Here is a 25,834-nt window from a genome sequence, read left to right on the forward strand (position 1 = left end):
CATGCCTTTCACGGCTGGTGGGGTAGCAGGCGAACCATCAAGCCGTTGGCTTCGCTGAGCAAGGTTCCATCGGTAGCTGTCATAGTAGCGTCAATGAAAACTTTCCTGCCGTCGATGCCGGAGATTCGTCCCTGGGCGGTCAACGGCTCGTCGATCGGGGTGATCTTGCGGTAATCGACGTGCAGGTAGGCCGTGCGGGTGGGCCGGATGCCCGCGGTGGACACCACCATGCCGAGCAGCCAGTCGTAGAACAGCGGGATCATTCCACCGTGCACGGCCCGGTTTCCGCCGATGTGCGCGGTGGTGAAATGGCCGGCCATCGTCACGCCGTCGGGACCTGACTCGGTCACCATCCAGGGCGGCATCAGGGGATGGGCCAACCCGGGCAGGCTCAGCACCCGGCCGGCTACCGACTCGGTCTCCGGGACCTGGTGGTCGTTCAACAGCGCGCAGGCGTTCTCCAGGTGCGCGGTCGCGGCGGCCCAGAGCGCGGGGTCAGGCTTGGTGGACACGGTCAGGTCCTGCAGGCGGCGCAGAGCGGCGACGAACGGCCCCAGTTCCTCGGGAGCGTCCTCGACGGGCTGGACGTCGGGAAATCCGCCCCGAACCTCCGGCGCTGTTTCCGTCATCGCGCTGCTTCGCTCGGCTGCCACGCTTGAAGCAGTTCGTCCGTGGTGGTGATGGTCGCGAGCAGCGACAGGGTGTTGGTGATGATGGCTTCTCCATACTCGGTGGGGATGCCGGCGACGGCATCCCGGGGAACGACGACGCGGTAGGCGGCGTTGACGGCGTCCATGACGGCGTTGGGAATGGCGATGTTCAGCGATACCCCCACGACGACGATGGTGGAGACGCCAAGGTTCCGCAGTATGGCGTCCAGGTCGGTGCCCCCCATCGGCCCGACGCCGTGCCAGCGGCTGAGTACCAGATCGCTTGGTTCCGGCCCTAATTCGGGAAGGACGGCCGCCCCGGCGCTCCCCGGGGCAATGTCGAGTCCGGCCTTTCCGGGCCCCCGGCCCCGACTGAAGATCTTGGCGTTGTGGTTGGAACCGAGCCCGTCCGGCCGTCGCTGCACCACGCAGTGCACGACGCGTACCCCGGCCGCCCGGGCGGCCGGCAGCAGCCGCAAGATGTTGGGTAGCGCGACCCGACGGGCTTCCGTTGCCAGCATCGCCAGCCCGGCGTCCGGGCCGATGACGGCCCCCTGGCATTCCTGCGTGACGATCGCGGTGTGCTCGGGCGACGCGAGGTCGTTGAGTGGCGTCATGCCGGCACGTCGTAGAACTGGGTCGCCCATTTTCGCAGTGCCATATAGCCTTTCGCGTCGACCTTGGAGAGCGCCGGATGCTCCACGTACTTCTGGTAGCGCCAGATTCGCAGATCGTCGAAGACCGTGGACAGGAACTGTTTTTCGATGACGTCGCGCAGCTTGCCGTGCGGTACCTCGGAGGTGTCTCCGGGGACCCGCGGCCACCAGATCGAGTAGAACAGGTCCGAACACTCGTCGTCGACCGGCGTGCAGGTGAAGATCAGCCGGTGGTTCTGCGCCCCCTCGAAGACGCTGATGGCCCCGCCGAGGCCGAACAGGTGGCTGTGGAACCGCAACGCGAGATCCTCGGGGTTGTCGCTGCGCGCGTCCGGCCATCCCGCGACGAACTGCCACTCGTGGTCGACGATCTTCCAGTCCAGCACCCGTGGCGTCACCGTGGCGTGGTGCACGTACTCGAAATGGGCGCTGTCGGGTGCGTTCTCCGCCACGATCTGCGGATGAACCGGCTCGCGCTCCGCGCGCCGGGAGAACTCCGGATACGCGCGGTAATAGGCCGCCGGGTCGGTCTCGAATTGGGGGAACTTCCCGAAGATGTCCGGCATCTCCCAGTGCGGGTCCTCGCCGTCTGGCTGGTGCCAGATGAACACGCAGTCGTACTGCTCGCGCACCGGGTACACCCGCAGCCGCAGCGCGCGGTTGGGGCGGTCCGGTTGGTAGGGGATGTAGCGGTTCGTGCCATCCGGTCCCCAGCGCCAGCCGTGGAACGGGCACTCGACACAGTCGCCGAGCACCTTGCCGCCGTGGCCGATGTGTGCGCCCAGGTGCTTGCAGTGCGCCTCGAGGACGTGCAATTCGCCGGACTCGTCGCGGTAGGCCACCAGGTCCTCGCCGAAGTAGTGCAGCGGCCGCGCCTCGCCCACCGGGAACTCCGGCGACCACCCCACCATGAACCACCCGGTGACCTTCCAGGTGAACGGCACTTTCACGCCGGCGCCTCCGATTGCCTGATACTAAGCCGGTTACAGTATAGATTTCAGCAGTCCGGCCCGTGCACGGCAAGGAGCGAAATGACACAGCCACCGCGCTCGTGGCGCCGACGGTGCTGTTCCATCCGTCGTGCAACCCGTGGTACAACGGCGGCAATGCACCCGGCCATGAGCGGATGTACATGGGCTACGCCTGCGGAATGCCCGAATACCGGCGTCGCTGCTAGGGAGTCGCGGCCGCCGGCTGCACCTGTTTCAAGCCGGCCCAGGTGGACGGCATGTCGAACGTGACGCGCGGTCTGGGGTTGGCCCGGGAGGCGACCCGCGAGCTCGGCATGTTGCTGCCCCGCACGGTGTCCGGCCTGAACGAATCGACGGGGTGGGCTCCGGTGTCACCGCGCGGCCTGCGACAGTTCGGTGAGGTCATGCTGGACGAACTTGTGCTGAGCGGCTTTTCGCTGCTCGGGGGGAGCCCGGCGGCGACGCGTTCCCTGGATGGCTGCACGGCGGCGGCAGAGGAGTTGTCCGCTTTGGGTCTCGACCGCGCGCACCGGGACCCGCCGCCGCTGCGCGCAACCTCGTTGCGGCGGCGTCGGATCGGCAATCTCGCATACGAGCGGATGGCGTTCGAGCACGATCCGGCGTTGCCGAAGACGCTGGAAGCCGAGGGCCTGGGTGGCCCGGCGAGGGCCGTGGTGCACCTGTGCCGGCACCGCGACGGCCCGAGGCCGTGGCTGATCTGGGTGCATGGCGCCGGTCAGGGCGGTACCGAGGACCTGTTGCTGAGCCGGATCGGCCGGATACATCACCAGCTGGGATTCAACGTCGCGATGCCGGTGCAGCCCGGTCACGGCTGCCGGCGCCGCGAATGGCCCGCCTACCCCGACATGGACCCGCTGGGCAACGTCGCCGGAATGATGCGGGCGGTGTCCGAGATCCGCGCGGTGGTGCGATGGGCGAAGCCGCAGGCCACTGCGGTTGCGGTAGCCGGGATTTCGATGGGAAGCCCGGTCGCGGCGCTGGTTTCCCACCTGGAGAGGCAGATCGATGCCGTCGCGCTGTATACGCCGATCCTGGGGCTCAACGCGATGATCGCGCGGCACCTGGGGCGTCGGGGATCGTCCCGCGCCGAATTCCGGGACTTGTTGGCGTCCCCGGAGGTGGCGCAGCTGACCTCGGTGATCGATCCCCTGCGGGTGGATCCGGCGCCGCCGCCGGACCGCCGGCTGATCGTCGGCGCGTGGCACGACCGGATGGCGATGCGCGAGCCCGCGGAAGCGTTGCAGGAGCGCTGGGGAGGCCAGCTGTACTGGTACGACGGCAGCCACGTCGGACACGTCTTCTCCCGGCGGGTCCAGAAGGTGACCGACCGATTCCTGCGCGGCGTGGCGGGCTGATGGCGGCGACGCGCACCGCCCGTGAGGTGGTCGAGCTCTACAACCTCGTCGTCTGGAACGAGCAGAACCTGACCCTGGCGGGCGAGTTGTTCGCCGACACCGTGATCCGGCACGAGGTGGGGGAGTCGCACACGCTCACCCGCGAACAGGCCGTCAATCGCGTCAAGGACGTCTGGGCGATGTTCGACACGTTGCGCTTCGATCTGAAGATCGTCGCCGCAGGCGACGACGGCCAGCACGTCGCGATCGTCTACGACTCGTCGATGACCACCAAGGACGGCGCCGAAGCCAACGTCGGCAGCATCGAGGTGTTCCGGGTCGTCGACGGAAAGATCACCGAGGTCTGGAACTGTGGCTACCGGCAAGGAGTGTGGAGTTGACCGATCGCACGCTTGATGAATTGGGCTACTACCTGCTGGCCGGTGCCGGCGGCGAGGGCCCGGCAACACTGATCGACGAGGCGCGCCGCGGCGAGGAGCTGGGCATGGGCACCGCGTTCATCTCCGAGCGCTGGAACGTCAAGGAGGCGTCGTCTCTCACCGGGGCCGCCTGCGCCGTGACCACCAGGATGCAGATCGCCACCGCCGCAACCAATCACAACACCCGCCACCCGCTGATCACCGGATCGTGGGCGACCACCATGCACCGGCTCTCCGGTGGGCGCTTCACGCTGGGCATCGGCCGCGGCATCGCGGCGATCTACGGGGCGTTCGGCATACCGGCGGTCACCACCGCGCAGATGGAGGACTGGGCCCGGGTCATGCGCCGCCTGTGGCACGGGGAACTGATCGTCAACCACGACGGCCCGATGGGCAAATACCCCGTCTTGTTCCTCGACCCGGACTTCGACGAGGACATCCGGTTGGCGCTGGTGGCGTTCGGGCCCAAGACACTCGAGTTGGGCGGGCGCGTGTTCGACGACGTCATCCTGCACACCTACTTCACTCCGGAGACGCTGCAGCGCTGCGTCAAAACCGTCAAGTCCGCGGCCGAAAAGGCCGGCCGCGACCCCGACGGCGTGCGGGTGTGGTCCTGCTTCGCGACGGTGGGTGACCACCTTCCCGAGGAGCTCCGGCTGAAGAAGACGGTCGCACGCCTGGCCACCTACCTGCAGGGCTATGGCGACCTGATGGTGCGGACCAACAACTGGGATCCGGCCGTGCTGCAACGCTTTCGGGAGGACTCGGTGGTGACGTCGATCGCGGGTGGCATCGACCACAAGGCCACGGCCGGCCAGATCGAGCACATTGCGACGTTGATCCCGGACGAGTGGCTGGAGCCATCGGCCACCGGATCGGCCCGGCAATGCGCGGACCGGGTCCGCAAGGAGTTCGACTACGGGGCCGACGCGGTGATCATGCACGGGGCGACACCGGACGAACTGGAGCCCGTAATCGCGGCGTATCGGGCAGGGCAGTAGCGCCCGTCAGGGCATGATCACGGTCCGGCTGACCGGTTCGGCGGCAGCCTGCCTGCTGGACAGGCCGCGTCGCAAGGCGGCGAGTAGCGCGTCGCGCGTCTCTCGGGGATCGATGAGCTCGTCGAAACCCATGTGTTCGGCCGAGCGGTAGGACGCTTGCAGTTCGGCGTCGCGCAGCTTCGCCGTCAGGTCCTCGCCCGCGTGGGACGCGCGACTCAGCGCCGCCGCGCTCATCGCGCCCATCGTCGCCCCCGGGTACGCGAACGTCGCAACCTGGTGGTCGAAGCCCAACAGCGACATGACCATTGAGCCGAAACCGTACGCTTTGCGCAGCGTGACGTGCAGCTTCAAGGTGGTGGCCGCGGTCTGGGCGGCGAACATCCGCCCGCCGGCGCGCAGCACCCCGCTGCGCTCCGAGCGGCTGCCGGGCAGCATCCCGGGGTTGTCGGCGAGGAAGACGATCGGCAAGTGAAACGAGTCGGCCACCATGATGAAGTGCGCCGCCTTGTCCGCCGCGTCCGCGTCGATCGAGCCGGCAATCACCTTGGGCTGGTTGGCCACCACCGCGACCGGATGCCCCCCGAGATGGGCCAGCGCGCAGATGATCGCCTTGCCGAATTGCGGCTGCACCTCGAACCAGTCCGGGCGGTCGAAGATCACGTCGAGCACGGCGCGCATGTCGTACACGCGGCGGTTGTCCCGGGACACGATGTCGAGCAGTTCCGGTGTGTGCCGCGGCTCGCCGGCCCGGTCGGCGGGCAGCGGCGACGGGTACGACCAGGCGCTGGGCGGGAAGTAGGACAGGTAGCGGCGGATGTCGTCGAGCACGTCTTCGTCGTCCTCGGCGACGTTGTGAATCACCCCGCTGGGCAGCGCGACATCGGGGCCCCCGAGGTCCTCTTTCGAAATATCTTCGCCCGTGGACTCTTTGACGACCGGCGGGCCGGCGGTGAAGATGGCGCCCTGCCTGCTCATGATGCGAAAGTCGCACACCGGCGCGACGAGCGCGCCATGCCCGGCCGAGGGGCCGAGCACGGCGGCCACGGTCGGAACGCGCCCCGAGCACTGCGCCTGGGCGAGCAGGTCGGTGGGGGTGCGCCCGTAGTGACCGCCGGTTGGCCGAAACCCGGCGCCCTCGAGCAGCATCACCAACGGAATCTTGTCGCGCAGTGCGAGTTCTGCGATGCGGTAGCGCTTCGAGTTGCCGCCGGGTCCGATGCTGCCGGCCATGGTGGTGAAGTCCTCGGCGCCGAGCATCACCGGCGAGCCGTTGATCAACCCGGAGCCGACCACGATCCCGTCGGCGGCGACCTGGCCCCCGACCAGGGTGCCGATCTCGCGGAACGACCCCGGGTCGAGCAGGCGGTCGATGCGCGCGCGGGCGTCGAGCTTGCCCTTGCCGCGGTGCTTGTCGAGCCGCTCCGACCCACCCATCTCCCGCGCGTGCTGACGGCGCCGCCCGAGATCGTCGAGCGTTTCTCCCCAGTCCTGGGTGTTCGGCATGCCTATGTCCTACCTCATGGGGTTTCGTCGCGCGACTGGTTCGATGGTGGCGACCCGCCGCGCCCGGCTGCGCCGCGCTTGCGATCTCCACCTGGTTCGATGGTGGCGACCCGCCGCGCCCGGCTGCGCCGCGCTTGCGATCACCACACCTGCAGGGTCACATACTGGATTGCTTACTGTAAAGTTACCCGCATGGCCGATGCCGCCCGCCTCAAGGTCGACGGGGGCATCCCCAATGAACTGGCACGGGCGACCGATGCCGCGGTCGCCCTGGAGCGCGGGGGATATGACGGCGGCTGGACGGCGGAGACCAGTCATGACCCGTTTCTGCCGCTGCTGCTGGCGGCCGAACACACGTCGCGGCTCGAACTAGGCACGAACATCGCGGTGGCGTTCGCCCGCAATCCGATGATCGTCGCCAACATCGGTTGGGACCTACAGGCGTACTCGCAGGGCCGGTTCATCCTCGGCCTGGGCACCCAGATTCAGCCCCACATCGAGAAACGCTTCAGCATGCCGTGGAGCCATCCCGCCCGCCGGATGCGCGAATTCGTCTCCGCCCTGCACGCCATCTGGTCCGCGTGGAAAGACGGCGGCACGTTGCGCTTCGAGGGCGATTTCTACACGCACAAGATCATGACCCCGATGTTCACGCCGGAACCCCAGCCCTATCCGGCGCCCAAGGTGTTCCTCGCCGCGGTGGGCGAAGCGATGACCGAGATGTGCGGTGAGGTGGCCGACGGGCACCTCGGTCACCCGATGGTGTCCAGGCGCTACCTCGACGAGGTGACGATGCCGGCGCTGCAGCGGGGCATGCAGCGCGGCGGCCGCGACCGTGCCGACTTCCAGGTGTCGTCCGAGGTGATGGTGGCGACCGGCGAGAACGAAGCAGAGCTGGCGGCGGCGATGGCGGCCACCCGAAAACAGATCGCCTTCTACGGATCCACGCCTGCCTACCGGAAAGTGCTTGGGCTGCATGGCTGGGGCGACCTGCACACCGAGTTGAACCTGCTGTCCAAGCAAGGTCAATGGGACGCGATGGGATCGCTGATCGACGACGAAATGCTCGCGACCTTCGCGGTCGTGGGCCCCGTCGACGCAATCGGCGCCGCGCTGAAACGCCGGTGTGCGGGCGCGGTGGACCGCGTGCTGCCGATCTTTTACGACGCCTCTCCGGCCTGTATCGCCGCCGCAATGAAGGAGTTTCGCCAGTGAGCACAACGACGATGGATGACGCCGGACGGTTATTGGCTGATCCGCTGGCGTACACCGACGAGCGGCGACTGCACGCGGCGCTGACCCATCTGCGCGCCACCGCCCCGGTGTCGTGGGTCGAGGTGCCGGATTACCGGCCGTTCTGGGCGATCACCAAACACGCCGACATCATGGACATCGAACGCGAGAACACACTGTTCACCAACTGGCCCCGTCCCGTCCTGACGACGGCCGCGGGCGACGAGATGCAGGCGGCCGCGGGTGTGCGCACGCTGATCCACCTCGACGATCCGCAGCATCGGGTGGTGCGTGCGATCGGCTCCGATTGGTTCCGCCCAAAGGCGATGCGGGCGTTGAAGGTCCGCGTCGACGAGCTCGCCAAGATCTACGTCGACAAGATGATGGCCGCAGGTCCCGAGTGTGACTTCGTCCAGGAAGTCGCGGTCAACTACCCGCTTTACGTGATCATGTCGCTGCTGGGCCTGCCCGAAGCCGACTTTCCGCGCATGCTCAAGCTGACCCAGGAATTGTTCGGCAGCGACGATTCGGAATTCAAACGCGGCACCACCAACGAGGATCAGCTCCCCGCGCTGTTCGACATGTTCGGTTACTTCAACGGGGTGACGGCGTCGCGCCGGGAGCACCCGACCGAGGACCTGGCGTCGGCGATCGCCAACGCCCGCGTCGACGGCGAACCGCTGTCGGACATCGACACCGTGTCGTACTACCTCATCGTCGCCACCGCCGGCCACGACACCACCAGCGCAACCATCTCGGGCGGCCTGCACGCGCTCATCGAAAACCCGGACCAGCATGCGCGACTGCGCGACAACCTCGACTTGATGCCGCTGGCCACCGAGGAGATGATCCGCTGGGTGACCCCGGTCAAGGAGTTCATGCGCACCGCCACCGAGGACACCACCGTCCGCGGGGTGCCCATCGCGGCGGGGGACTCGGTGCTGCTGTCCTACGTGTCGGCCAACCGTGACGAGGATGTCTTCGCCGACCCGTTCCGCTTCGACGTCGGGCGCGACCCCAACAAGCACCTCGCCTTCGGCTACGGGGTGCACTTCTGCATGGGCGCGGCACTGGCCCGCATGGAGGTCAACAGCTTCTTCACCGAGCTGCTGCCCAGGCTCAAATCCATTGAGCTGACGGGGGAGCCCGAACTGGTGGCCACCACCTTCGTGGGCGGTCTCAAACACCTGCCGGTTCGCTACACGCCCGCGTGAGCACCACCCGGGGTGAGCGACCCGCTTAGGCGGCGCGTGCGACGATCGCGGTCGTTAGGCTCCCCGCGGAGGACGAGGCAATGACCCGTAAGACGATCGTCATCACCGGTGCCAGCGACGGCATCGGCGCCGCGGCGGCACGCCGGTTGCGCCGCACGGGGGCGAATCTCGCTGTGGTCGGACGGACCGAAAGCAAGGCCGCCGCCATCGCCGCCGAACTGGACGCGGCCTATTTCGTGGCCGACTTCGCCGATTTGAACCAGGTGCGGGCCCTGGCGGACAAGATCCGCTCGGAGTGCCCGCGCATCGACGTGCTGGGCAACAACGCCGGTGGGGTCTTCAGCAGGCTGCACCGGACGGCGGACGGACATGAGATCACCTTTCAGGTGAACTACCTGGCGCCGTTTCTGCTCACCACACTGTTGCTCGACGTGCTCGTGGTCTCGCGCGCCACCATCATCAACACGTCGAGCTCGTCGCAGCGGCTGCTGCGCAACGTCACCCTCACCGATTTCGACACGACGGGCCGGCGCCGTCCGAGCACCGCCTACGCCCTGGCAAAACTCGCAAATGTCTTGTTCACCAAGGAATTGCATCGGCGCTACCACGCCGACGGGCTCTCGGTCGCGGTGGTGCATCCGGGTTTTGTCAACACCAACATCGGTCATTCGTCGGGATCCCGGTTCCTGACCACGATGCAACGCACCCCGGTGAGCCGGCTCATCAAGACCCCGGATCGAGGTGCCGACCAACTGGTGTGGCTGGCCTCGAGCACGCCCGGCATCGACTGGTCCTCCGGCGAGTACTACTCGAACGGCAACATCGCGCGTGCCAATCGCGCGGGCGACGATCCCGTGCTCGCGCGCGAGCTGTGGGATCGGACCTTGGCCAAACTCGCGTAGGCGATCACCGGAGCCAGCAAGAGGGCGGCCCGCCCCGCGCATAATTCGATACCGACTGGTATCCACTCGATACTGAGGAGTATGCTACGGGCTATGTCGCCAGTCAAGCCGCGCCGAACCCGCCCCACCCGCGACGAGGTTCGTGACCGGATCCTGGACGCGGCGTCGAAGGTGTTCGCCGCCGAAGGGTTCGCCGGTGCCACCATCGACGCGATCGGGCAGGCCGCGGGCTTCACCAAGGGCGCGGTCTATTCGAATTTCGAATCCAAGGACGAACTGTTCCTGGCTCTCGTCGACCGCCAGTTCGAGCTTCGCGGCGAGCAGATTGCGACAGCGCTGGACCGCAGCGGCGGCGACACGGGCGCAGCCGCACGCGAATTGAGCAGATCGGTGCTCGACACAGTTCGCGACCATTCCGACTATTACGTGTTGTTCGTCGAATACTGGTTGCGCGCCCAGCGCGACCCCCAGCTGCGCGAGCGCCTCATCCGGCGTCGCCGCGCCGCTGCCGCCGACCAAGCGCTGCACATCGTCGGATCGACCACCTCCGTGGCGTCCGATCGGGAGCTCGCCGACCTCGCCCAGCTCGTCGTCACGATCAACCTCGGCATCGCGATGGAAGAGGTCCTGCGTCCGGGGGCCATGAACCCCGACCTGCTCACGCAGCTGATCACCGCAGCGCTGGAATCGGTCCTGGTTTCCACCGATCAGGGAGAGCGTCACGATGGATACAAATGACATGCAGGACGCTGCGGCGCCGGTGATCATTGCCCGCGGTTTAGGCGTCGACGGCGAGCACGGCCCCCTGTTCTCGGATATCGATCTCGCGCTCACACCGGGTTTTCACGCGATTCAGATGCCCGGCGGACCTGGCCAGACCACGTTGCTGCTGACGCTCGCGGGACGTTTCAAGCCGAGCCACGGCACGCTGACCGTCCTCGGTGAAACAACCGCGCGCGCGATCCGCCGACACTGCTCGATCGCGGCCTTCGAAGACATCGACGACCTGGAGGAATCGGTGACCGTGGAGACCGTGCTCGCCGAGCAATCCCGTTGGCTGGCGCCGTGGTACTCATCGGTGCCGGTACAGTCGGGTCCGGCCGAGCTGGCCGAGGTCTTCGGCGAGATACCCCCGCCGTCTCACCACACCTACATCGTCGAATTGTCAGACCTGGAACTGTTCTTGCTGCGAATCACGCTGGCGTTGCTGTCGAATCGTCCGATCCTGGTGGTCGGCGACCTCGAACAGGTTCGTGACAATTCCCGGCGAGCGATCGCGGCCGACCGACTCGGCGTGATCGCGAAGCGGCGCACCGTCGTCGTCGGGGTGACCAACCCGCTCGGCACGGATGCGCCCGACCATGAACTACACGATCACCGCATCCTGACCGGAGAGGACTGAAGATGCTGGCTGGACTCGCCTTCGGCTCGGAGATCAAACGTTTCGGCCGCAGCCGATTGACGCGCGTGGCCATCGTCGTGCTGATGCTGTTGCCCCTGGTTTATGGGGCGCTGTACCTGTGGGCATTCTGGGATCCCTTCGGCCACACCAACAAGATGCCGGTCGCGCTGGTCAATTCCGACCGCGGCGCCGTCGTGTCCGGGCAGCAGTTCAACGCCGGCGCGGAGATCGCCAAGAGCCTCACCGCGGACGGCGGTTTGGACTGGCACGTCGTGGACTCGCCCGAGGCACGCAACGGAGTCGACCACGGCAAGTACTACTTCATGGTCGAGTTGCCGCCGGACTTCAGCGCGGCGATCGCATCACCGGTGACCGGACAACCCAAGAAGGCCAACCTGATCGCCGTCTACAACGATGCCAACAACTACATCTCGACGAGCATCGGTCGCACCGCCATCAGCCAGGTACTCAACGCCGTGTCCAGCCGCATCTCGGGACAAGCCGTCAATCAGGTTCTGTCGATAGTGGTTTCGTCGGGATCGGGCATCAAGCAGGCCGCCGACGGGGCGGCTCGACTCGATGACGGCGCCGGCCAGCTGGTGGCCGGTCTGGATACCGCCCGTTCCGGCTCGGCAACGCTTGCCGCTGGGGCCAAGCAACTGTCAGACGGAATCAACCAGGCCACCGATCCCCTGCTCGCGGTGACCAAGGCGTTGTCGCAAATCGGCGGCAGCACTGAGCAACTGCAACAGGGCGCAACCGCGCTTCAGCAGGCCAACGACCAGATCGGTGCCATCGCCACGGCGCAGGATGCCGCCGCAAACTCGCTTTCGCCGGTGATCGATCAGCTCTCCGCACGACAGGATCCGCTGGCAAACAACCTGCGCGCCATTCAAGATCAGCTTCGGGGTCACCAGTTCACGCCCCAGATCCGCCAGCAGCTCACCGATGCGCAGAACGCGGCGATTTCCTTGACGTCGGGGTTGCGCACCCCGGGCAGTCCGCTCGCGTCGACTCTCGACCAGGTCGGCAGCAAGGGACAGGACCTGACGAACAAGCTCACCCAGCTGCGCGACGGAGCTCAGCAGGTTGCCACCGGCAACGCCGAATTGGCCGGCGGCATCGTCAAACTCGACGACGGCGCACGACAACTCAAGACCGGATCGGCCGAGCTGGCGACCAAACTCGCCGACGGCGCCAAGCAGGTGCCCAACTGGACCACCCAGCAAAAGGATGCGGTCGCCGACACCATCGGTGGTCCGGTGCAACTGAAGGCTTCACATGAGAACGCCGCGCCCAACTTCGGCACCGGGATGGCTCCGTTCTTCCTCACGCTGGCCTTGTTCTTCGGTGCCTTGGTGCTGTGGATGGTACTGCGGCCGTTGCAGAGCCGCGCGATCGCCGCGGAGGTGCTCGCGATCCGTGTGGTGCTCGCCAGCTACCTGCCCGCCGCCGCGATCGCGGTATGCCAAGCCATCATTCTCTACTGCGTGGTCCGGTTCGCCCTCGGGGTGCACGCGGTGCACCCGGCGGCGATGCTGTGGTTCATGATGTTGATTTCCGGCGCATTCGTGGCCGCGACGCAGGCGATCAACGCGCTTGTCGGTCCGGCGGTGGGTCGGGTGCTGATCATGGCCCTGCTCATGTTGCAGCTCGTCAGCGCGGGCGGCATGTATCCCGTGGAGACCACGTCACGGCCTTTCCAGGTCTTGCACCGATTCGACCCGATGACCTATGGCGTCAACGGACTCCGGCAGCTCATACTCGGCGGCATCGACGCCCGACTATGGCAGGCGATCATCGTGTTGGCTGGGATAACGGCTGTCGCACTGGCGATCTCCTGCCTGTGTGCGCGAAGAGACCGCGTCTGGAATCTCAGCAGGCTGATCCCCGCGATCAAGATGTAGGCGAACGCCCGCGTCAACTATCGACGTTGCATGATGGTGGACAGGCTGCGCAATCGAGAGGAAGCCGATGTTGGGTGTTCACCATGCCGCGATCTGTACCGCTGACGTAGAGCGCTCGAAGCAGTTCTGGCGCGACGGCCTCGGACTCGCCGAACTGTTCGACCACACTTTCACCGGGGATTGGCCAGAACTGTTCGGCGCCAAGACCGACCGGTTGCAGTCGATATTCCTGGGCGATCCCCAGGCACCCGAAGCCGGCATCGTCGAACTGGTGGTCCTCGCCGGCGCCGACGAGGCGTTGGTGCCGCCCCAGCGTCCGCGGCACGGCTTCTTTCTGCTCTCCCTGCAGCGTGACGTCGACGAAACGCTCGCCACGCTCGCCGAATTGGGATTCGCCGACGGTGTTCATCGAATCACCATGCCGGCGCCCGGCGGAAAGACGGTGCCGATGGCCGTCGTCACGGCGCCCGATGGCGTACTGGTTGAGCTGATCGGACCTGCGCAATGACGGCCCTGGTGACCGGAGGCGCGTCCGGGATCGGGCGCGAAGTCGCCGCGCGACTGCGCGAAGCGGGGCATGACGTGGTGGTGTGGGACCTCGCCGGCGCCGACATCGCATGCGACGTCAGCGATCCCGAGGCGGTGTCGGCCGCCATGGCGCAAACCGTGCGTGACCACGGCGCGCCCACCCGGATCGTCACCTGCGCCGGCGTCGGTGCCTCGGGCCTGCTGCTCGAGCAGGCGCCCGCGGAATGGAACCGGGTGTTGGCGGTCAACCTCACGGGCACCTGGCTGACGATCCGCGCCGCGGCGCAGGCCATGATCGACGCCGGGGTGGGCGGTTCGATCGTCGCCGTCTCCAGCATCAGCGGCACCCTCGCCGACCGCGATATGGGCGCCTACTGCGTGTCCAAGGCCGGGGTGGACATGTTGGTGAAGGTGGCCGCGGCGGAGTGGGGCGAGCGCGGCATCCGGGTGAACGCCGTCGGCCCGGGTGTCACACGCACGCCGATGCTGGCAAAACCCGAGCAACTGCCCGGCTGGGTGGAGGCCCTGTCCGAACGGACCGCGCTCGGCGGCCTCGGGAACGCCGTCGACGTCGCCGGCGCGATCGTGGGCGTCCTCGAATTGCCCTGGGTGACCGGCCAAGTCGTGCATGCCGACGGCGGTCTGGCGCTGCACAGCCCCATCGATGCATACGGCCAATTGCAGCGGGTGATGGGCCGAAGGGGACTCAGCTGATCCCGAAATCGATGATGCCGCGGACGATCTTGCCGTTGCGAAGGTCGTCGTAGGCGTCGTTGATCTCCTCGAGCTGATAACGCCGGGTGATCATCTCGTCGAGCTGGAGCTGCCCGGTTTGATAGAGCCTGGCCAGCCGCGAGATGTCCGCCCTCGGGTTGCACGAGCCGAATATCGTTCCCGCCAGCGTCTTGTTCATCAGGATGAAGTCCTGCAGATCGACCTTCACCGACCGGGTCAGTTGTGAGGTCATCCCGGTGAGCACGCACGTCCCGCCCTTGCGGGTCAACTTCAGCGCATCACGCACATCCTCGGCAGTGATCAGCGAAGGCGAGACCACCACGGCGTCCGCCATGACGCCGTATGTCAACTCCCGCACCATGTCTTGCGCCTCGGCTGCCGTGGCGGCGGTGTGGGTCGCGCCGAACCGCAACGCCGATTTCTGCTTGAATTCCACGGGGTCCACCGCGACGATCTGCGCGGCGCCGCTGATCCGCGCGCCCTGGATCGCGCCGGTGCCGATCCCGCCCGCGCCGATGACGACGACGGTGTCACCGCCCCGCACCCCGGCGCGATTGGCGGCCGAACCGTAACCGGTCGGAATGGCGCACGACAGCAGCGCGCATGGCGCCAACGGCAGCTGCGGCTCGATCTTCACGAGTGAATTCGTCGACACCACAGTGTGTTCGGCGAACGCACCGACCTTGGACAGGTGCCCCAGCGGCCGGCCGTCGGCGGTGTGGTGACGGAACGTGCCGTCGGTGGGCATGCCCGGCGTCAGGGTGAAAGCGCCGACGTCACAGATGTACTCCATGCCCGTCGCGCACCAGCGGCACTGGCCGCACACCGCGACGAACGACATCACCACGTGGTCACCGGGGGCGAAATCGCGCACGCCATCGCCGACTTGGCGCACGATGCCCGAGCCCTCATGTCCGCCGATCGTCGGGAACATGGCCGGCAGGCCGAGGGATCGCATCACCTCGTTGGGTGCCGACATGTCGCCGTTGAGGATGTGGTCGTCGGAGTGGCACAGACCGGCCGCCGCCATCTCGACCAGGACTTCGCCGGCGCGGGGCGGATCGAGCTCGAATTCCTCGACGGACCAGGGCCCGCCGACGTCGTGCAGGACGGCCGCGCGGCTTCTCATGCGGCCGGGGAGAACGTGACCGGAAGCTTGTTGGGGGAGCGGAACGTCAGCCCGACGATCCTGGACTCCTGGCCGGTGCCGTCGTCGGCCACGAAGGCGAGGTCCTTGACGCGGTCGAACAGGCTGTTCAGCATGACCCGCGTCTCGAGCCGGGCCAAGTGCATGCCGAGACACATGTGGATGCCGCCGGCGAACGCGATGTGTGCTTGTCGCGGCCGGCGGATGTCGAAGGTGTTCGGGTCGGTCCAGCGGGTGTCGTCCCGGTTGGCCGAGCCCATGCACATGTCGATCTGCGCGTCGGGCGGGATTGTCTTGCCGCCGATTTCGACCTCTTCGGTCGTGGTCCGCATGACCATCGTCAGAGGGGTCTCGAAGCGCAGGCCCTCTTCGATCGCCATCGGTATCAGCGAGCGGTCCTGGTAGACGAGCGCCAGCTGCTCGGGGTGGGTCAGCAACAGGTACAACAGGTTGCCCGACGACCGATAGGTGGTCTCCAGCCCGGCGGGCAGCAACAGCCGCAGAAAGGCGATGATCGCCTCGTCACTGAGCTTTTCGCCGTCGATCTCGGCCGTGACCAGGTCGCCGATGATGTCGTTCGTGGGTTTGCGGCGCCGCTGCTCGACCTGCTCGAGGAAGTAGCCGTGCAACTCCGCCGCCGCGTTGAGGCCGGCGACGATGTCGGTCGGGATCGAGATGAGGTCGAGGGACAACCGCCGGAAGAGGTCGAGATCTTCGGGGGGCAAACCGAGCAGGGTGGAGATGATCCGGGTGGGGAATTCGAACGTCACCGCCTTGACCAGGTCGGCGTGGCCGTCGTTTTTGATCTCGTCCACCAATTGATCGCACACCGGTCCGATGACCGACGGCTCCCAGCGTTCCAGCGCCGTGGCGCGGAAGGCCTTGGCCACGAGGTTGCGGTGGTCGTGGTGTTCCCTGCCGCCCATCGCCAGGATGGTGTGTCCCATCACCAAACCGATGGTCTCGTCGTACTTGTGGGAGCTGAAGATGCGGTCGTCGCGGAACGCCTGGAACACCGGGTCGTAGCCGAACAGCACCCACTCGTCGTTGGGCCGCAGCTCTTCGGGCATCTGCGAGTGGTCCGCCAGTGCGCCGTGCCAAACCGGGTCCGTGCGCCTCATGTATTCGAAGAACGGGTACGGGCTGGTTTCGCCGGTGAGGTCGAGCGCGACGGGCTGGTTGGCGGGGTCGGTGCTGAGCGTCATCAGCGCTCCTCCTGAACAGCCGGTAAGCGGATTGGATACGCGGGGAATATCGCTATCATAGTATAAATAGCAACTAAGCCCAACGGCTTGTCGTGGTTACCGTAACGGGCACAGTATTGATGCTGCGTGGCGTCGTGAGGCGGTGGGGTAAGTGCCCGAGCGGCGATTTGTGTGTTCGCTGGACGACCTGCCGCCCGGCGGGATGAAACTGGTCGACGTCGGGAAGTTCGGCGTGGGCGTGTACAACGTGCGCGGCGAGTTGTATGCGATCGTGAACTACTGCTCGCACGAGGGCGCTCCGCTGTGCCTCGGCCTGCTCGGTGGCACCACCGAATTCGCCCCCGACGAACCCGGCGGCTTGCGGCGCGTCCGCGACGGGCAGATCGTTCGATGCCCTTGGCACAACTGGGAATTCGACATCACCACCGGGCAGAGCGTCGCCGATCCGACCCGGCGTATCCGCACCTATCCGGTCGACATCACCGACGGGGAGGTGTACCTGACCGCATGAGCCCGTCGATCATCGATGCCAACGTGCAGCCGCATTTCCGCTCCAACGCCGAAATCCGGCGCTACCTGCCGGCCGCCCACAAACTGCGATCGATCCCCGACGTCGAACAGCAGTGGTATCAGGCACCCGGCGGCGATTACCGGCAAGACCTCTACGGGGAGCACTACCCGGGATCGGACCCGGACACCGTCCGCCGGCACCTGTTCACACGGGGCGTCGAATACGCCATCCTCAACCCGCTGACCCGCGGAAACATCGCCGACTACCTGCTCAACAGCAGGATCTGCGCGGCGGTCAACGACTGGCTGCTCGACCGCTGGCTGGACCCCGATTCCACGGACAGATTCCGGGGCACCATCCGCGTCAATCCCGAAGACCCGAAAGGAGCCGTCGCCGAGATCGAGCGCCTGGCCGGCCACCCGAAACTGGTACAGGTCGGCGTCCCGATGCAGTCCCGCGAGCCCTACGGCAAACCGATGTTCGAGCCGATCTGGGAGGCCGCCGCCGCCCACGGACTGCCGGTGGCGGTGCACATCAACGGCGGCAACGGCGTCGACTATCCACCCACCTTCGCCGGGCACGCCCACACCTATCCGGGATACGCGGCGTTCATGCCGCTGAACTACTTCGTGCACCTGGCCACCCTCATCGTCGAGGGGACGTTCGCCAGGCACCCCGGCCTGAAGTTCGTCTTCGCCGACGGCGGCTACGACATCCTCACCCCGTTGATCTGGCGGCTGGACACCTTCTGGGTGTCGATGCGCGATCAGACGCCGTGGGTCGACCGCTACCCGAGCGAATACCTGCCCGGCCACGTCAGGTTCTGCTCCTCGGCGTTCGACGGACCGACCGACGCCGGCGACGCGCAGCGCTGGATGGAGTTCACCAACAAGTCCGACCTGCTGATGTACGGCTCGGCGTATCCGCATTGGTCAACCTCGGCGCCGGGGAGCGTCGCCGAGGGCCTCGATGCCGCGCAACGCGAAAAAGTGCTGTGGCGAAACGCCAGTGAGCTGTACGGGCTGAAGGAGCGTGTCCGATGACCACGATCGAACGGGTCGGAGCGGCTGACCCGTCTAAGAGCCACGGCGACGAAATCGCCGTCACCATCGTCGACACCGATGTGCACCCGTTGCCCGTCTCGACCGACGTGCTGAAGTCCTACGCGGCGCCCGAATGGGTGGACAGGATATGGCCGACCGGCAACGCGGTCGCGCCGGTGCCGCATTTCTATGACACACCTGATTCGTACAAGACCATGTCGTTGCGGATGGACGCCGCCCCGCCGGGTGGCGGGTTCGCGGGCAGCGACCCCGAGTTCGCCGCCAAGCAACTGCTGCTCGATGCCGGCGTCAGCATCGCAACGCTGGAGCCGATGTGCGACGCCCAACTGCCACAGGCCGAACACGTTCTGAAATCCGCCTATAACGACTGGCTCGCCGATGTCTGGCTAGACAAGAACAACGGGCACGGCCGCTGGCGCGGATCCATCAGCGTCAGCGCCCAGACCCCCGAGCAGGCGGCCCGCGAGGTGGAACGATGGGCGGGACATCCGTACATGGCCCAGGTGCTGATGACACCGCAGACCCGTGGGATTCCCTTCGGCAACCCACATTTCGACCCGCTCTACGAGGCCGCGGCGCGCAACGGATTCCCGGTGGCTACCCACCTGATGGGGCAGACGCCGTTCGAGCTGATCCCGCTGTATCCGGTCGGCAATCCCGCGCACTGGCACGACTTCTTCGCCTCCTGGCCCCTGCTGTACGTCTCGCACCTGATGAGCCTGGTGTTCGACGGCGCGTTCGACCGCCACCCCGAGCTGCGGGTCGTGTTCGTCGAAGGCGGATTCACCTGGGCGATGCCCGTGATGTCGCGGATGGATCGCATCTGGGAAGCCCGCCGCGGCGACCTGCCCCACGTGCGGCGCCGCCCGTCGGAGTATGTGCGAGAACACGTTCGGTTCACCACCCAGCCGCTGGAAGACGCCGACACCGTGCAATTCCGCGAGTACCTGGAAATGATGGATCTGGGCGACAACCTGATGTTCTCGACGGACTACCCGCATTGGAGCTACGACTCGCCGACCTACGCGATCAACCGGTTCCCGCCCGACCAACGGGAGCGGATCATGCGCGGCAATGCGACCGCTCTGTATGGGCTACCGGCGACGGTCAAGGCGCTCCCCGGAGAACGGTGAATCCGGCCAGCGCTCAAGGGTGAAACACCGCGTCTTTTGCCGCACGGAATCGCGGGTCTACCTTGAAGAGGGTTTCCGGCGCCCCTCGCGCCGGGACCGGACGAAACCGCAATCCATGAGCCCGGAAGACGAGAAGGCATGACACAGACGAATCTGTCGCGGCCGCAGGGCCTTACCCGCATCGACCCGGTGCTCCGGGAGGCCGCCACCGCGCTCGGCGTCGTCGAATTCCGTGCCGAAACGCTGCCCGCCGAACGCGAACACGCCAACCGGCGCGCCGCCGAGCGCGCCGCGGCGGCCGACACCGAGGGTGTGGCCATCGAAACGCGCAGCATCACCGGCCCGGGCGGCCACCAGCTGAACCTTCGTCTCTACCGCGGTCCCGACCTGGATCGAGGGGGATCGGGTTCCCCCCTTGTCCTGTACGCCCACGGGGGCGGCTTCGTGACCGGCAACCTCGACACCGACCACGCGCAATGCGCAGAGCTCGCCAGGGAGGGCGGCTGCCTGCTGATATCCGTCGACTACCGGCTCGCGCCCGAGCATCCCTGCCCGGCGGCATTGGACGACGTCGAGGCGGGCTTCTATTACGCCATCCGCAATTGCGCAGCGCTGAACGTGGACGTCAACCGCATCGCGGTGATGGGCCGCGACGCGGGTGCGGCTCTGGTCGCGGGCCTGGGTCAGCGCATGTTCGACGACGAAGGCCCGCAGATCCTGGTGCAGATCCTGCACCAGCCGATGCTCGACTCCGATGCCACCCAGTCGCGGCGCGAGTTCCAGCGCACGCCCGGGCTCAACGGGCCGGCGGTGAGCCGGGCGTGGGGTCATTACCTCGGGCACGCGGGCGCCACCGGTCAACACGTCCCCGCGCACCGGGCGAACCTCGAGGGCTTGCCGCCCACGTTCATCAGCTGCGCGGAGATCGATCCGTGCCGCGACGAAGCCATCGACTATGCGAACAGGCTGTTGCACGCCTACGTGCACACCGAATTGCACGTCATCGCAGCGGCATTCAACGGATTCGACTCGCTGGTTCCCGATTGGGTTGTTTCTCGGGAGAACCGGGCCTTGCACGCGCGCACGCTGCGGCGCGTGTTCGCCATATAGCGGCGAGCGGCGCTATCGACGGAACTCCGGTATCTCTTACCGTAGCGCCCATTGCTACGATCGGAGACGCCGGCGAATTCTCTCCACGAGAGGCAGCATGACGACACTCGACTCTCCCGAAAGGACGCTGTTCACCTCGACGACTCAAGCCTTTCTGGAAAAGGAAGCGCCGCTGAGCCGTGTGCGGGAGTTGCACGCCGCGGGGGTGTCGTTTGATCCTGCCTGGTGGCGGCGCGCCGCGGAGCTGGGCTGGACCGGGCTGTTGGTGCCCGAGGAACTGGGCGGCGGCAGCGTCTCGGACAGCGGTCTTGCGGACCTGGCCATGGTTGCCGAACAGCTCGGAAAGACGGTGGCGCCCGGGCCCTTGTATCCGGTCAGCGTCGTGCTGGCCGCACTCGTCGAGTGCGGGGACCGGCAACCGCACGCCGGCATCATCGAGGCGCTGATGTCCGGTGAAACCGTGGCGTCGTGGGCCGTTTCGGAACCGGGCCGGGGCTGGGCGCCGCTGAGCCCGTCGGTGACGGCCACCGCCGTCGATTCGGGTTTCCGCATCGACGGCACCAAGGACCGGGTCGAGGCCGCCGCGCAGAGCGAGATGCTGCTGGTGGTGGCGCGCTGCGGTGACGGTCTCCGCCAGATTCTGGTCCCCGCGGACGCGCCGGGAGTCACCATCGAGCCCCAGCAGTCGGTCGATCTGGTCAAGCACTACGCCCGGGTGCGTTTCGACGGTGTCGTGGTGGGGCCCTCGGCGGCCGTCGGCGCGCCCGCCGAGACCGCTGCGCTGGTCGACCGTCTGGGCCACATCGCCCTGACCCTGCAGTGCGCCGAGGTGGTCGGCATCCTGCAGACGGTGTTCGACCTGACCGTCCGGTGGGCCCTGGACCGGCACACCTTCGGACGGCCGCTCGCGTCCTACCAGGCCCTCAAGCACAGATTCGCCGACATGAAACTGTGGCTCGAGGCCTGCCGCGCGACCACGGCCGCGGCGGTCGCCGACGTCGCCGCCAACGCACCCGCGGCGGGACTGTCGGCCAGTGTCGCCAAGTCCTACGTGGGTGAGATGGCCGGCCGGATCGTGCAGGACTGCGTGCAGATGCACGGGGGAATCGGCGTCACCTGGGAGCACGACCTGCACCTGTACCTGCGCCGAATCACGTTGTACCGCTCCATGTTCGGGACGCCCGAGGAACACAACCTGCGCGTGTACGAATACGAGAAGGCGGGACGTTCGAACAGATGACGTCCACCGAATCCGTCGCCGAGTTCGCGGCCCGCGCCAGGGCGTGGCTCGCGGACAACATGCCCCCCATCGACCCCGAGTCGCCGCCGCCCGCGCCGCGTGACGACGAACGATCCTGGCGGCGGGCCCGAGAACTGCAAAAGCGGCTCTACGAAGGCGGATTCGCCGGGATCTGCTTCCCGCGCGAGTACGGCGGCCTCGGCCTGGACTACGAGTACCAGAAGGCATTCGACGCCGAATCCCTGGCCTACGAGATGCCGCTGATCCTCAACACCCCCACCTTCACCATCTGCTGCGCCACCCTGCTCGACACCGGCAGCGAGGAGCAGAAGAGGCGGCATATCGGCGCGGCGCTGCGCGGCGACGAGGTGCTGGTGCAGTTGTTGTCGGAGCCCAGCGGGGGATCCGATTTGGCCGGCGTCATCACGCGGGCCGAGCGGCGCGGCGATCGCTGGGTGCTCAACGGCGCCAAGACGTGGAGCACCAGCGCCTTCGCCGCCGACTACGGGCTGTGTCTGGCCCGCACCGACTGGGATGTGCCCAAGCATGAGGGCCTGACCATGTTCCTGGTGCCCATCGCCCACCCCGGAATCACCTTGCGGCGCATCACCATGTTGAGCGGTTCCACGGAGTTCTGCGAGGAGTTTCTGGACGGGGTGGACGTCGGCGACGACGCCGTCGTGGGTGAGGTGAACGACGGCTGGGCGGTGGCGTCTCGACAGCTCTACCACGAGCGGCGGGCGGTGGGGCAGGGGTCCGAGTTCGCCAGCGGGAGCGGTAGCGAGGGCGGCAACGCCAACCCCGTCGACTATGTAAGCCTGATCGAGAAGACGGGCCAGGCGGGTAATGAACGCCTGCAGGAAATGGCGGGCCGCGTCCTGGTACAGCGCGCGGTGGCCGAGCAACTGATCGGTCACGTGTACCGCAGCGTCCGGGACGGCGCGCTGCCCCCGGCCGCCGGCACGCTGATCCGGTTGTTCCACGCCGAGACCGTGACCCTCGATGTCGACACCGCCATGGCGGTCGCCGGAAGCGCGGGCGTGGTCGGGGAACCCGGCGACGGGCTGGAAACGGGGCTGCGCTACCTGTCCCGCCAGACCGTCGCGATGGGAGGCGGCACAACGGAGATGGCGCGCAACGTCATCGGTGAGCGGGTGCTGGGCTTCCCGCGGGAATACGCGGCCGACCGCGGCGTGCCGTTCAAGCAGGTGCGGCACGGCCAGCGGTCCGACCGTCCCTAGCCCTCCGCGACCAGATTCTCGGTGAGACCGCCCACGACCGGGAGTTGCACCAGCGACAGAACGTGGTGCGCCGGACTCCCGGGCGGGGCCAACAGCACGTACTCGCTGCCCTGACGGTGGGCTCGGTCCCGGCCGGCGGCCAGCGCGCTGACGCCGGCCGAGCCGAGCTGGGTGACGGCGCTGAGGTCGATCGTCAACGGCGCCACACCGGAACGGCTTTCGACGGCGATCTGCCGATCCAGCGTGGATGCGCTGATGGAGTCGACGTCGCCGCTGACGACGATGCGGCCGGGTTCGGCGACCACCGAGACGAATTCGGAATTGACCGAGCGGTGCTGATCCGATCGGTTGACAAGCGTGTCGGTGACGAAATTGGCCGGCCGAGACAGGCAATGCGTCAGGGTGGCGGTCGTCCCGTCGGGCCCGTGTGTGACGTGCGCGCTGGAAACCAGGGCCTCGGCCATGGCAAGGCCGCGGCCGCGACCCTGCTCGCCCTCGCGGTGATCCTTCCACTGGCCGTGATCGATGACCGAAGCGTAAAGTTTGCCGTCGCCGGCCAGTGCCGCCTCGACGACGATGCCGTCGGAAACCTCTGTGCCGTAACCGTGTTCGACGGCGTTCTCGACGAATTCCGAGATCGCGTGCACGATGTCGGAAATGTCGTCGGAGTCGGCGCCGACGTCGGAGAGCCATTGCCGCAGGCGGCCGCGCACGGCGCGCGCGGCCTGAATGGTTGCATCCACTGTCATGTGAAGCGGTGGCGGCGGGGTGCGCCGCTGCGCCGCCAGGAGCGTGATGTCGTCGTTGTAACCGGTCGGCCGCAGCAGCAATTCCAGGGTCTCCGCGCAGATGCGGTCGATCGGACGCGCCGAGGACTCGATGACGAAGCCGCCCTGGCCGCCGGCGATGGTCGCGGCCAGGTCGGCGAATTCGGCGGTGCTGGCGGCCAGCGGCCGGCCCGGACGTTCGATGAGGCCGTCGGTGTACAGCATGACCGCGTCACCCACGTCCAGTAATTCGGTGCGCACCGGAAAACCCGTGCCGCTGCCCAAGGGGCCGGCGCCGGACGGCACGAGGTACCGCGCGTCGGCGTCCGCCCCGACGAGCAGTGGCGGTGGGTGTCCTGCGGTGCAGTACTGGAATTCGCCCGTGGTGAAGTCGAGCGAGCCCACGCACACGGTGGCCGACCTCGACCCCGGCACATGTTCGTGGAAGCGGTCGACCGCGGCGAGCGCCTCGGCGAGCGGGTAGCCCGCCAGGATCTGCATCCGCAGCGCGGTGCGCAGTTGCGACATCACCGCGGCGGCCTCGACGCCATGGCCGACGACGTCACCGACGATGAGAACCAGTCTGTCCCCGAGGGGGATCGCATCGAACCAGTCGCCGCCCGCGGCCGTGTCCTCGGCGGCGACGAGGTATTCGGCCGCGACATCGGCGCCGGGAACGACCGGTACCGACGGCGCCAGCAATGCCTGCTGCATGACGGTGGCCGAATCGCGGACGTTGCGGTACCGCTCGGACAACTCCTGCATCCGGGACTCGGCGGCCACCCGTGCCCGCACCCGGTCGGTCACATCGATGAAGGCGAGTTGCACACCCTCGATCGAGCCGTCGTCGTCGCGCCGCGCCGTGACGATGAAATCGAAAAAGTGTTCTTGCGCCGTTCCCGAGCCCTCGAAGTCGGCCTGCACCCGCCACTCGGTCCCCGACTGTGGCTCGCCCGTCTCGTACACGCGGTCGAACATTTGTATGATCCGCTGGCTCTCCAGCTCGGGATAGACCTCGCGCACGAGAAGGCCGATGGTGTCGATCGGCGGACTGAGTGTGCGGTAAGCGGCGTTGGCCGCGATGAAGCGGTGGTCGGGCCCCTCGAGGCCAACCAACAGGGCGGGAACGTGATCGAAAACGCGGCGGACGTCGTCGCCCGCACCCACGGTCTTGTCCCAGTTTCTCTCGCCCGCCATTTTGGCCGTTCCTCCTACGGACCCTTTCTCGGACGGAGTCCCGCAAGCTGGTCATAAAGCGCCGGACACGCGCCACGCGCAGGCATTAAGAGTATCAATGGCGCCCGGTTGCTCACTGCAGCAGTTTCCTCGCGTGGCGCGCGCAAAAGCAGCTCGCAGATTCCGTCCGGTGATTAAACCAGTGCGGTTTGTAGTTACTCGGCGCGGGTATCACGCGCTCATGGTCGATGTCGTCCCGCGGCGGTTGATCTCGGCGTGGCGAAGCGTCATGTCTGCACCGGTTTTCACCCTGAACGGCTGGGTCGCCTTCAACCTGCCGCGAACGGTGACCGCATTGGGCGCGTCGCTGTTGGCGGGTCTGGTGGCAGTCCATGCCTATGTCTTCCTCACGGAATCGGGTGTGCCCGGGTACTTCGTGGCCTACGCGGCTGTGCTGGCCATCTGTTGCCTGGCGGCCGGGGCGGCGATGATGTTCGCCCTCAAACCGCACGTTCCCGAGGCGGGCTGGTACTTCGGCAGCATGGTCTGCCTCGCCTTCGTCGCGGTCTACCTGGCCAGCCGGTGGGTCACCCTCCCCGGCCTGGAAGCGCTGACCGGCCGATGGGACGTGGCACCGGGAACGTTCGCTTTCGTGTTCGCCGCGGGCTTCATCGCGGTGCATACGACGGTGCTGTCCGGCATCAATGTGGCCTATCCCCAACGGCAGCACTGGTACGACTGAC

At 67.1% G+C, this 25,834-nt stretch carries 26 protein-coding genes; 19 read left to right on the plus strand and 7 right to left on the minus strand.

Annotated features, from left to right (window positions below; genetic code table 11):
• Positions 1-8: 8 nt before the first annotated feature.
• The 3 genes from U8D42_RS04530 to U8D42_RS04540 are packed head-to-tail and all read right to left on the minus strand — an operon-like array spanning position 9 to position 2,256.
• On the minus strand, positions 9-629 hold the full coding sequence (locus U8D42_RS04530) for a PaaI family thioesterase (RefSeq protein ID WP_322859080.1): 621 nt from the start codon (positions 627-629) through the stop codon (positions 9-11).
• Positions 626-1,267, minus strand: coding sequence for a cysteine hydrolase (locus U8D42_RS04535; RefSeq protein WP_322859079.1), 642 nt, complete (start codon positions 1,265-1,267; stop codon positions 626-628). Before U8D42_RS04535 ends, U8D42_RS04530 begins: the two co-directional genes overlap by 4 nt.
• The gene (locus tag U8D42_RS04540; RefSeq protein WP_322859078.1) at positions 1,264-2,256 is read right to left on the minus strand and encodes a Rieske 2Fe-2S domain-containing protein; all 993 of its coding nucleotides are present in this window, start codon (positions 2,254-2,256) and stop codon (positions 1,264-1,266) included. Before U8D42_RS04540 ends, U8D42_RS04535 begins: the two co-directional genes overlap by 4 nt.
• Before the next feature lie 62 nt (positions 2,257-2,318).
• Between U8D42_RS04540 and U8D42_RS04545 the strand changes: the two genes are divergently transcribed.
• The 4 genes from U8D42_RS04545 to U8D42_RS04560 are packed head-to-tail and all read left to right on the plus strand — an operon-like array spanning position 2,319 to position 5,073.
• The gene (locus U8D42_RS04545; protein ID WP_322859503.1) at positions 2,319-2,483 is read left to right on the plus strand and encodes a hypothetical protein; all 165 of its coding nucleotides are present in this window, start codon (positions 2,319-2,321) and stop codon (positions 2,481-2,483) included.
• A 51-nt stretch (positions 2,484-2,534) separates the two neighbouring features.
• Positions 2,535-3,653, plus strand: a complete 1,119-nt coding sequence (locus U8D42_RS04550; RefSeq protein WP_322859077.1) for a PHB depolymerase family esterase — start codon at positions 2,535-2,537, stop codon at positions 3,651-3,653.
• Positions 3,653-4,033, plus strand: a complete 381-nt coding sequence (locus U8D42_RS04555) for a nuclear transport factor 2 family protein (RefSeq protein WP_322859076.1) — start codon at positions 3,653-3,655, stop codon at positions 4,031-4,033. The genes U8D42_RS04550 and U8D42_RS04555 overlap by 1 nt, the downstream gene beginning before the upstream one ends.
• Positions 4,030-5,073, plus strand: coding sequence for a TIGR03857 family LLM class F420-dependent oxidoreductase (locus U8D42_RS04560; RefSeq protein ID WP_322859075.1), 1,044 nt, complete (start codon positions 4,030-4,032; stop codon positions 5,071-5,073). Before U8D42_RS04555 ends, U8D42_RS04560 begins: the two co-directional genes overlap by 4 nt.
• A 6-nt stretch (positions 5,074-5,079) precedes the next feature.
• Here U8D42_RS04560 and U8D42_RS04565 read toward each other — a convergent pair whose 3' ends face one another.
• Positions 5,080-6,576 (minus strand): acyl-CoA carboxylase subunit beta, encoded by a 1,497-nt coding sequence (locus tag U8D42_RS04565; RefSeq protein ID WP_085239160.1) that lies wholly within the window; start codon positions 6,574-6,576, stop codon positions 5,080-5,082.
• Positions 6,577-6,768: 192 nt separating this feature from the next.
• Here U8D42_RS04565 and U8D42_RS04570 point away from each other — a divergent pair, with 192 nt between their 5' ends.
• The 8 genes from U8D42_RS04570 (at position 6,769) to U8D42_RS04605 (ending at position 14,476) form a co-directional block, all read left to right on the plus strand.
• The gene (locus U8D42_RS04570) at positions 6,769-7,791 is read left to right on the plus strand and encodes an LLM class F420-dependent oxidoreductase (RefSeq protein WP_090420889.1); all 1,023 of its coding nucleotides are present in this window, start codon (positions 6,769-6,771) and stop codon (positions 7,789-7,791) included.
• A gap of 11 nt (positions 7,792-7,802) precedes the next feature.
• Positions 7,803-9,023 (plus strand): cytochrome P450, encoded by a 1,221-nt coding sequence (locus U8D42_RS04575; protein WP_322859473.1) that lies wholly within the window; start codon positions 7,803-7,805, stop codon positions 9,021-9,023.
• A gap of 80 nt (positions 9,024-9,103) precedes the next feature.
• Positions 9,104-9,925, plus strand: a complete 822-nt coding sequence (locus U8D42_RS04580; protein WP_322859074.1) for an SDR family NAD(P)-dependent oxidoreductase — start codon at positions 9,104-9,106, stop codon at positions 9,923-9,925.
• 81 nt (positions 9,926-10,006) lie between these two features.
• Positions 10,007-10,663, plus strand: coding sequence for a TetR/AcrR family transcriptional regulator (locus U8D42_RS04585; protein ID WP_322859073.1), 657 nt, complete (start codon positions 10,007-10,009; stop codon positions 10,661-10,663).
• On the plus strand, positions 10,650-11,327 hold the full coding sequence (locus U8D42_RS04590) for a hypothetical protein (protein WP_322859072.1): 678 nt from the start codon (positions 10,650-10,652) through the stop codon (positions 11,325-11,327). The genes U8D42_RS04585 and U8D42_RS04590 overlap by 14 nt, the downstream gene beginning before the upstream one ends.
• Before the next feature lie 2 nt (positions 11,328-11,329).
• The gene (locus tag U8D42_RS04595) at positions 11,330-13,234 is read left to right on the plus strand and encodes a YhgE/Pip domain-containing protein (RefSeq protein WP_322859071.1); all 1,905 of its coding nucleotides are present in this window, start codon (positions 11,330-11,332) and stop codon (positions 13,232-13,234) included.
• 67 nt (positions 13,235-13,301) lie between these two features.
• On the plus strand, positions 13,302-13,742 hold the full coding sequence (locus tag U8D42_RS04600) for a VOC family protein (RefSeq protein ID WP_090420874.1): 441 nt from the start codon (positions 13,302-13,304) through the stop codon (positions 13,740-13,742).
• Positions 13,739-14,476 (plus strand): SDR family NAD(P)-dependent oxidoreductase, encoded by a 738-nt coding sequence (locus tag U8D42_RS04605; protein WP_322859070.1) that lies wholly within the window; start codon positions 13,739-13,741, stop codon positions 14,474-14,476. The genes U8D42_RS04600 and U8D42_RS04605 overlap by 4 nt, the downstream gene beginning before the upstream one ends.
• On the opposite strand, the gene U8D42_RS04610 is transcribed toward U8D42_RS04605, so the two are convergent.
• Together U8D42_RS04610 and U8D42_RS04615 are read right to left on the minus strand one after the other, a co-directional pair.
• The gene (locus U8D42_RS04610) at positions 14,469-15,626 is read right to left on the minus strand and encodes a Zn-dependent alcohol dehydrogenase (RefSeq protein ID WP_090420867.1); all 1,158 of its coding nucleotides are present in this window, start codon (positions 15,624-15,626) and stop codon (positions 14,469-14,471) included. The two genes, U8D42_RS04605 and U8D42_RS04610, sit on opposite strands and share 8 nt — an antisense overlap.
• The gene (locus tag U8D42_RS04615; protein ID WP_322859069.1) at positions 15,623-16,849 is read right to left on the minus strand and encodes a cytochrome P450; all 1,227 of its coding nucleotides are present in this window, start codon (positions 16,847-16,849) and stop codon (positions 15,623-15,625) included. The genes U8D42_RS04610 and U8D42_RS04615 overlap by 4 nt, the downstream gene beginning before the upstream one ends.
• 151 nt (positions 16,850-17,000) lie before the next feature.
• Between U8D42_RS04615 and U8D42_RS04620 the strand changes: the two genes are divergently transcribed.
• The 6 genes from U8D42_RS04620 to U8D42_RS04645 all read left to right on the plus strand — a co-directional run bounded on the left by U8D42_RS04620 (position 17,001) and on the right by U8D42_RS04645 (position 23,148).
• The gene (locus U8D42_RS04620) at positions 17,001-17,360 is read left to right on the plus strand and encodes a Rieske (2Fe-2S) protein (RefSeq protein ID WP_085239149.1); all 360 of its coding nucleotides are present in this window, start codon (positions 17,001-17,003) and stop codon (positions 17,358-17,360) included.
• Complete coding sequence (locus tag U8D42_RS04625; RefSeq protein ID WP_085239148.1) at positions 17,357-18,403, plus strand: amidohydrolase family protein; 1,047 nt, start codon at positions 17,357-17,359, stop codon at positions 18,401-18,403. Before U8D42_RS04620 ends, U8D42_RS04625 begins: the two co-directional genes overlap by 4 nt.
• Complete coding sequence (locus tag U8D42_RS04630; RefSeq protein WP_085239147.1) at positions 18,400-19,557, plus strand: amidohydrolase family protein; 1,158 nt, start codon at positions 18,400-18,402, stop codon at positions 19,555-19,557. Before U8D42_RS04625 ends, U8D42_RS04630 begins: the two co-directional genes overlap by 4 nt.
• Positions 19,558-19,695: 138 nt before the next feature.
• Positions 19,696-20,667 carry an alpha/beta hydrolase gene (locus tag U8D42_RS04635; RefSeq protein ID WP_322859068.1) on the plus strand — a complete coding sequence of 324 codons (972 nt, stop codon included), beginning with the start codon at positions 19,696-19,698 and terminating at the stop codon, positions 20,665-20,667.
• Positions 20,668-20,764: 97 nt separating this feature from the next.
• Entirely contained in the window at positions 20,765-21,907 is a 1,143-nt protein-coding gene (locus U8D42_RS04640; protein WP_322859067.1) for an acyl-CoA dehydrogenase family protein, read from the plus strand.
• Positions 21,904-23,148, plus strand: a complete 1,245-nt coding sequence (locus U8D42_RS04645) for an acyl-CoA dehydrogenase family protein (protein WP_322859066.1) — start codon at positions 21,904-21,906, stop codon at positions 23,146-23,148. The genes U8D42_RS04640 and U8D42_RS04645 overlap by 4 nt, the downstream gene beginning before the upstream one ends.
• On the opposite strand, the gene U8D42_RS04650 is transcribed toward U8D42_RS04645, so the two are convergent.
• The gene (locus U8D42_RS04650; protein ID WP_322859065.1) at positions 23,145-25,112 is read right to left on the minus strand and encodes a SpoIIE family protein phosphatase; all 1,968 of its coding nucleotides are present in this window, start codon (positions 25,110-25,112) and stop codon (positions 23,145-23,147) included. The two genes, U8D42_RS04645 and U8D42_RS04650, sit on opposite strands and share 4 nt — an antisense overlap.
• Before the next feature lie 220 nt (positions 25,113-25,332).
• On the opposite strand from U8D42_RS04650, the gene U8D42_RS04655 reads away from it, so the two are divergent.
• Entirely contained in the window at positions 25,333-25,833 is a 501-nt protein-coding gene (locus U8D42_RS04655; RefSeq protein ID WP_322859064.1) for an oxidoreductase, read from the plus strand.
• Position 25,834 lies beyond the last annotated feature (1 nt).

It is taken from the genome of Mycobacterium europaeum (assembly GCF_034555895.2).
Lineage (GTDB): Bacteria > Actinomycetota > Actinomycetes > Mycobacteriales > Mycobacteriaceae > Mycobacterium > Mycobacterium europaeum.

What these genes read in the sequence shown, in the direction of transcription:
- U8D42_RS04530 (WP_322859080.1), bottom strand. Translation starts at nt 629, where the DNA reads ATGACGGAAACAGCGCCGGAGGTTCGGGGCGGATTTCCCGACGTCCAG.
- U8D42_RS04535 (WP_322859079.1), bottom strand. Translation starts at nt 1,267, where the DNA reads ATGACGCCACTCAACGACCTCGCGTCGCCCGAGCACACCGCGATCGTC.
- U8D42_RS04550 (WP_322859077.1), top strand. Translation starts at nt 2,535, where the DNA reads ATGTCGAACGTGACGCGCGGTCTGGGGTTGGCCCGGGAGGCGACCCGC.
- U8D42_RS04555 (WP_322859076.1), top strand. Translation starts at nt 3,653, where the DNA reads ATGGCGGCGACGCGCACCGCCCGTGAGGTGGTCGAGCTCTACAACCTC.
- U8D42_RS04565 (WP_085239160.1), bottom strand. Translation starts at nt 6,576, where the DNA reads ATGCCGAACACCCAGGACTGGGGAGAAACGCTCGACGATCTCGGGCGG.
- U8D42_RS04570 (WP_090420889.1), top strand. Translation starts at nt 6,769, where the DNA reads ATGGCCGATGCCGCCCGCCTCAAGGTCGACGGGGGCATCCCCAATGAA.
- U8D42_RS04575 (WP_322859473.1), top strand. Translation starts at nt 7,803, where the DNA reads ATGGATGACGCCGGACGGTTATTGGCTGATCCGCTGGCGTACACCGAC.
- U8D42_RS04580 (WP_322859074.1), top strand. Translation starts at nt 9,104, where the DNA reads ATGACCCGTAAGACGATCGTCATCACCGGTGCCAGCGACGGCATCGGC.
- U8D42_RS04585 (WP_322859073.1), top strand. Translation starts at nt 10,007, where the DNA reads ATGCTACGGGCTATGTCGCCAGTCAAGCCGCGCCGAACCCGCCCCACC.
- U8D42_RS04590 (WP_322859072.1), top strand. Translation starts at nt 10,650, where the DNA reads ATGGATACAAATGACATGCAGGACGCTGCGGCGCCGGTGATCATTGCC.
- U8D42_RS04595 (WP_322859071.1), top strand. Translation starts at nt 11,330, where the DNA reads ATGCTGGCTGGACTCGCCTTCGGCTCGGAGATCAAACGTTTCGGCCGC.
- U8D42_RS04600 (WP_090420874.1), top strand. Translation starts at nt 13,302, where the DNA reads ATGTTGGGTGTTCACCATGCCGCGATCTGTACCGCTGACGTAGAGCGC.
- U8D42_RS04605 (WP_322859070.1), top strand. Translation starts at nt 13,739, where the DNA reads ATGACGGCCCTGGTGACCGGAGGCGCGTCCGGGATCGGGCGCGAAGTC.
- U8D42_RS04610 (WP_090420867.1), bottom strand. Translation starts at nt 15,626, where the DNA reads ATGAGAAGCCGCGCGGCCGTCCTGCACGACGTCGGCGGGCCCTGGTCC.
- U8D42_RS04615 (WP_322859069.1), bottom strand. Translation starts at nt 16,849, where the DNA reads ATGACGCTCAGCACCGACCCCGCCAACCAGCCCGTCGCGCTCGACCTC.
- U8D42_RS04625 (WP_085239148.1), top strand. Translation starts at nt 17,357, where the DNA reads ATGAGCCCGTCGATCATCGATGCCAACGTGCAGCCGCATTTCCGCTCC.
- U8D42_RS04630 (WP_085239147.1), top strand. Translation starts at nt 18,400, where the DNA reads ATGACCACGATCGAACGGGTCGGAGCGGCTGACCCGTCTAAGAGCCAC.
- U8D42_RS04635 (WP_322859068.1), top strand. Translation starts at nt 19,696, where the DNA reads ATGACACAGACGAATCTGTCGCGGCCGCAGGGCCTTACCCGCATCGAC.
- U8D42_RS04640 (WP_322859067.1), top strand. Translation starts at nt 20,765, where the DNA reads ATGACGACACTCGACTCTCCCGAAAGGACGCTGTTCACCTCGACGACT.
- U8D42_RS04645 (WP_322859066.1), top strand. Translation starts at nt 21,904, where the DNA reads ATGACGTCCACCGAATCCGTCGCCGAGTTCGCGGCCCGCGCCAGGGCG.
- U8D42_RS04650 (WP_322859065.1), bottom strand. Translation starts at nt 25,112, where the DNA reads ATGGCGGGCGAGAGAAACTGGGACAAGACCGTGGGTGCGGGCGACGAC.
- U8D42_RS04655 (WP_322859064.1), top strand. Translation starts at nt 25,333, where the DNA reads ATGGTCGATGTCGTCCCGCGGCGGTTGATCTCGGCGTGGCGAAGCGTC.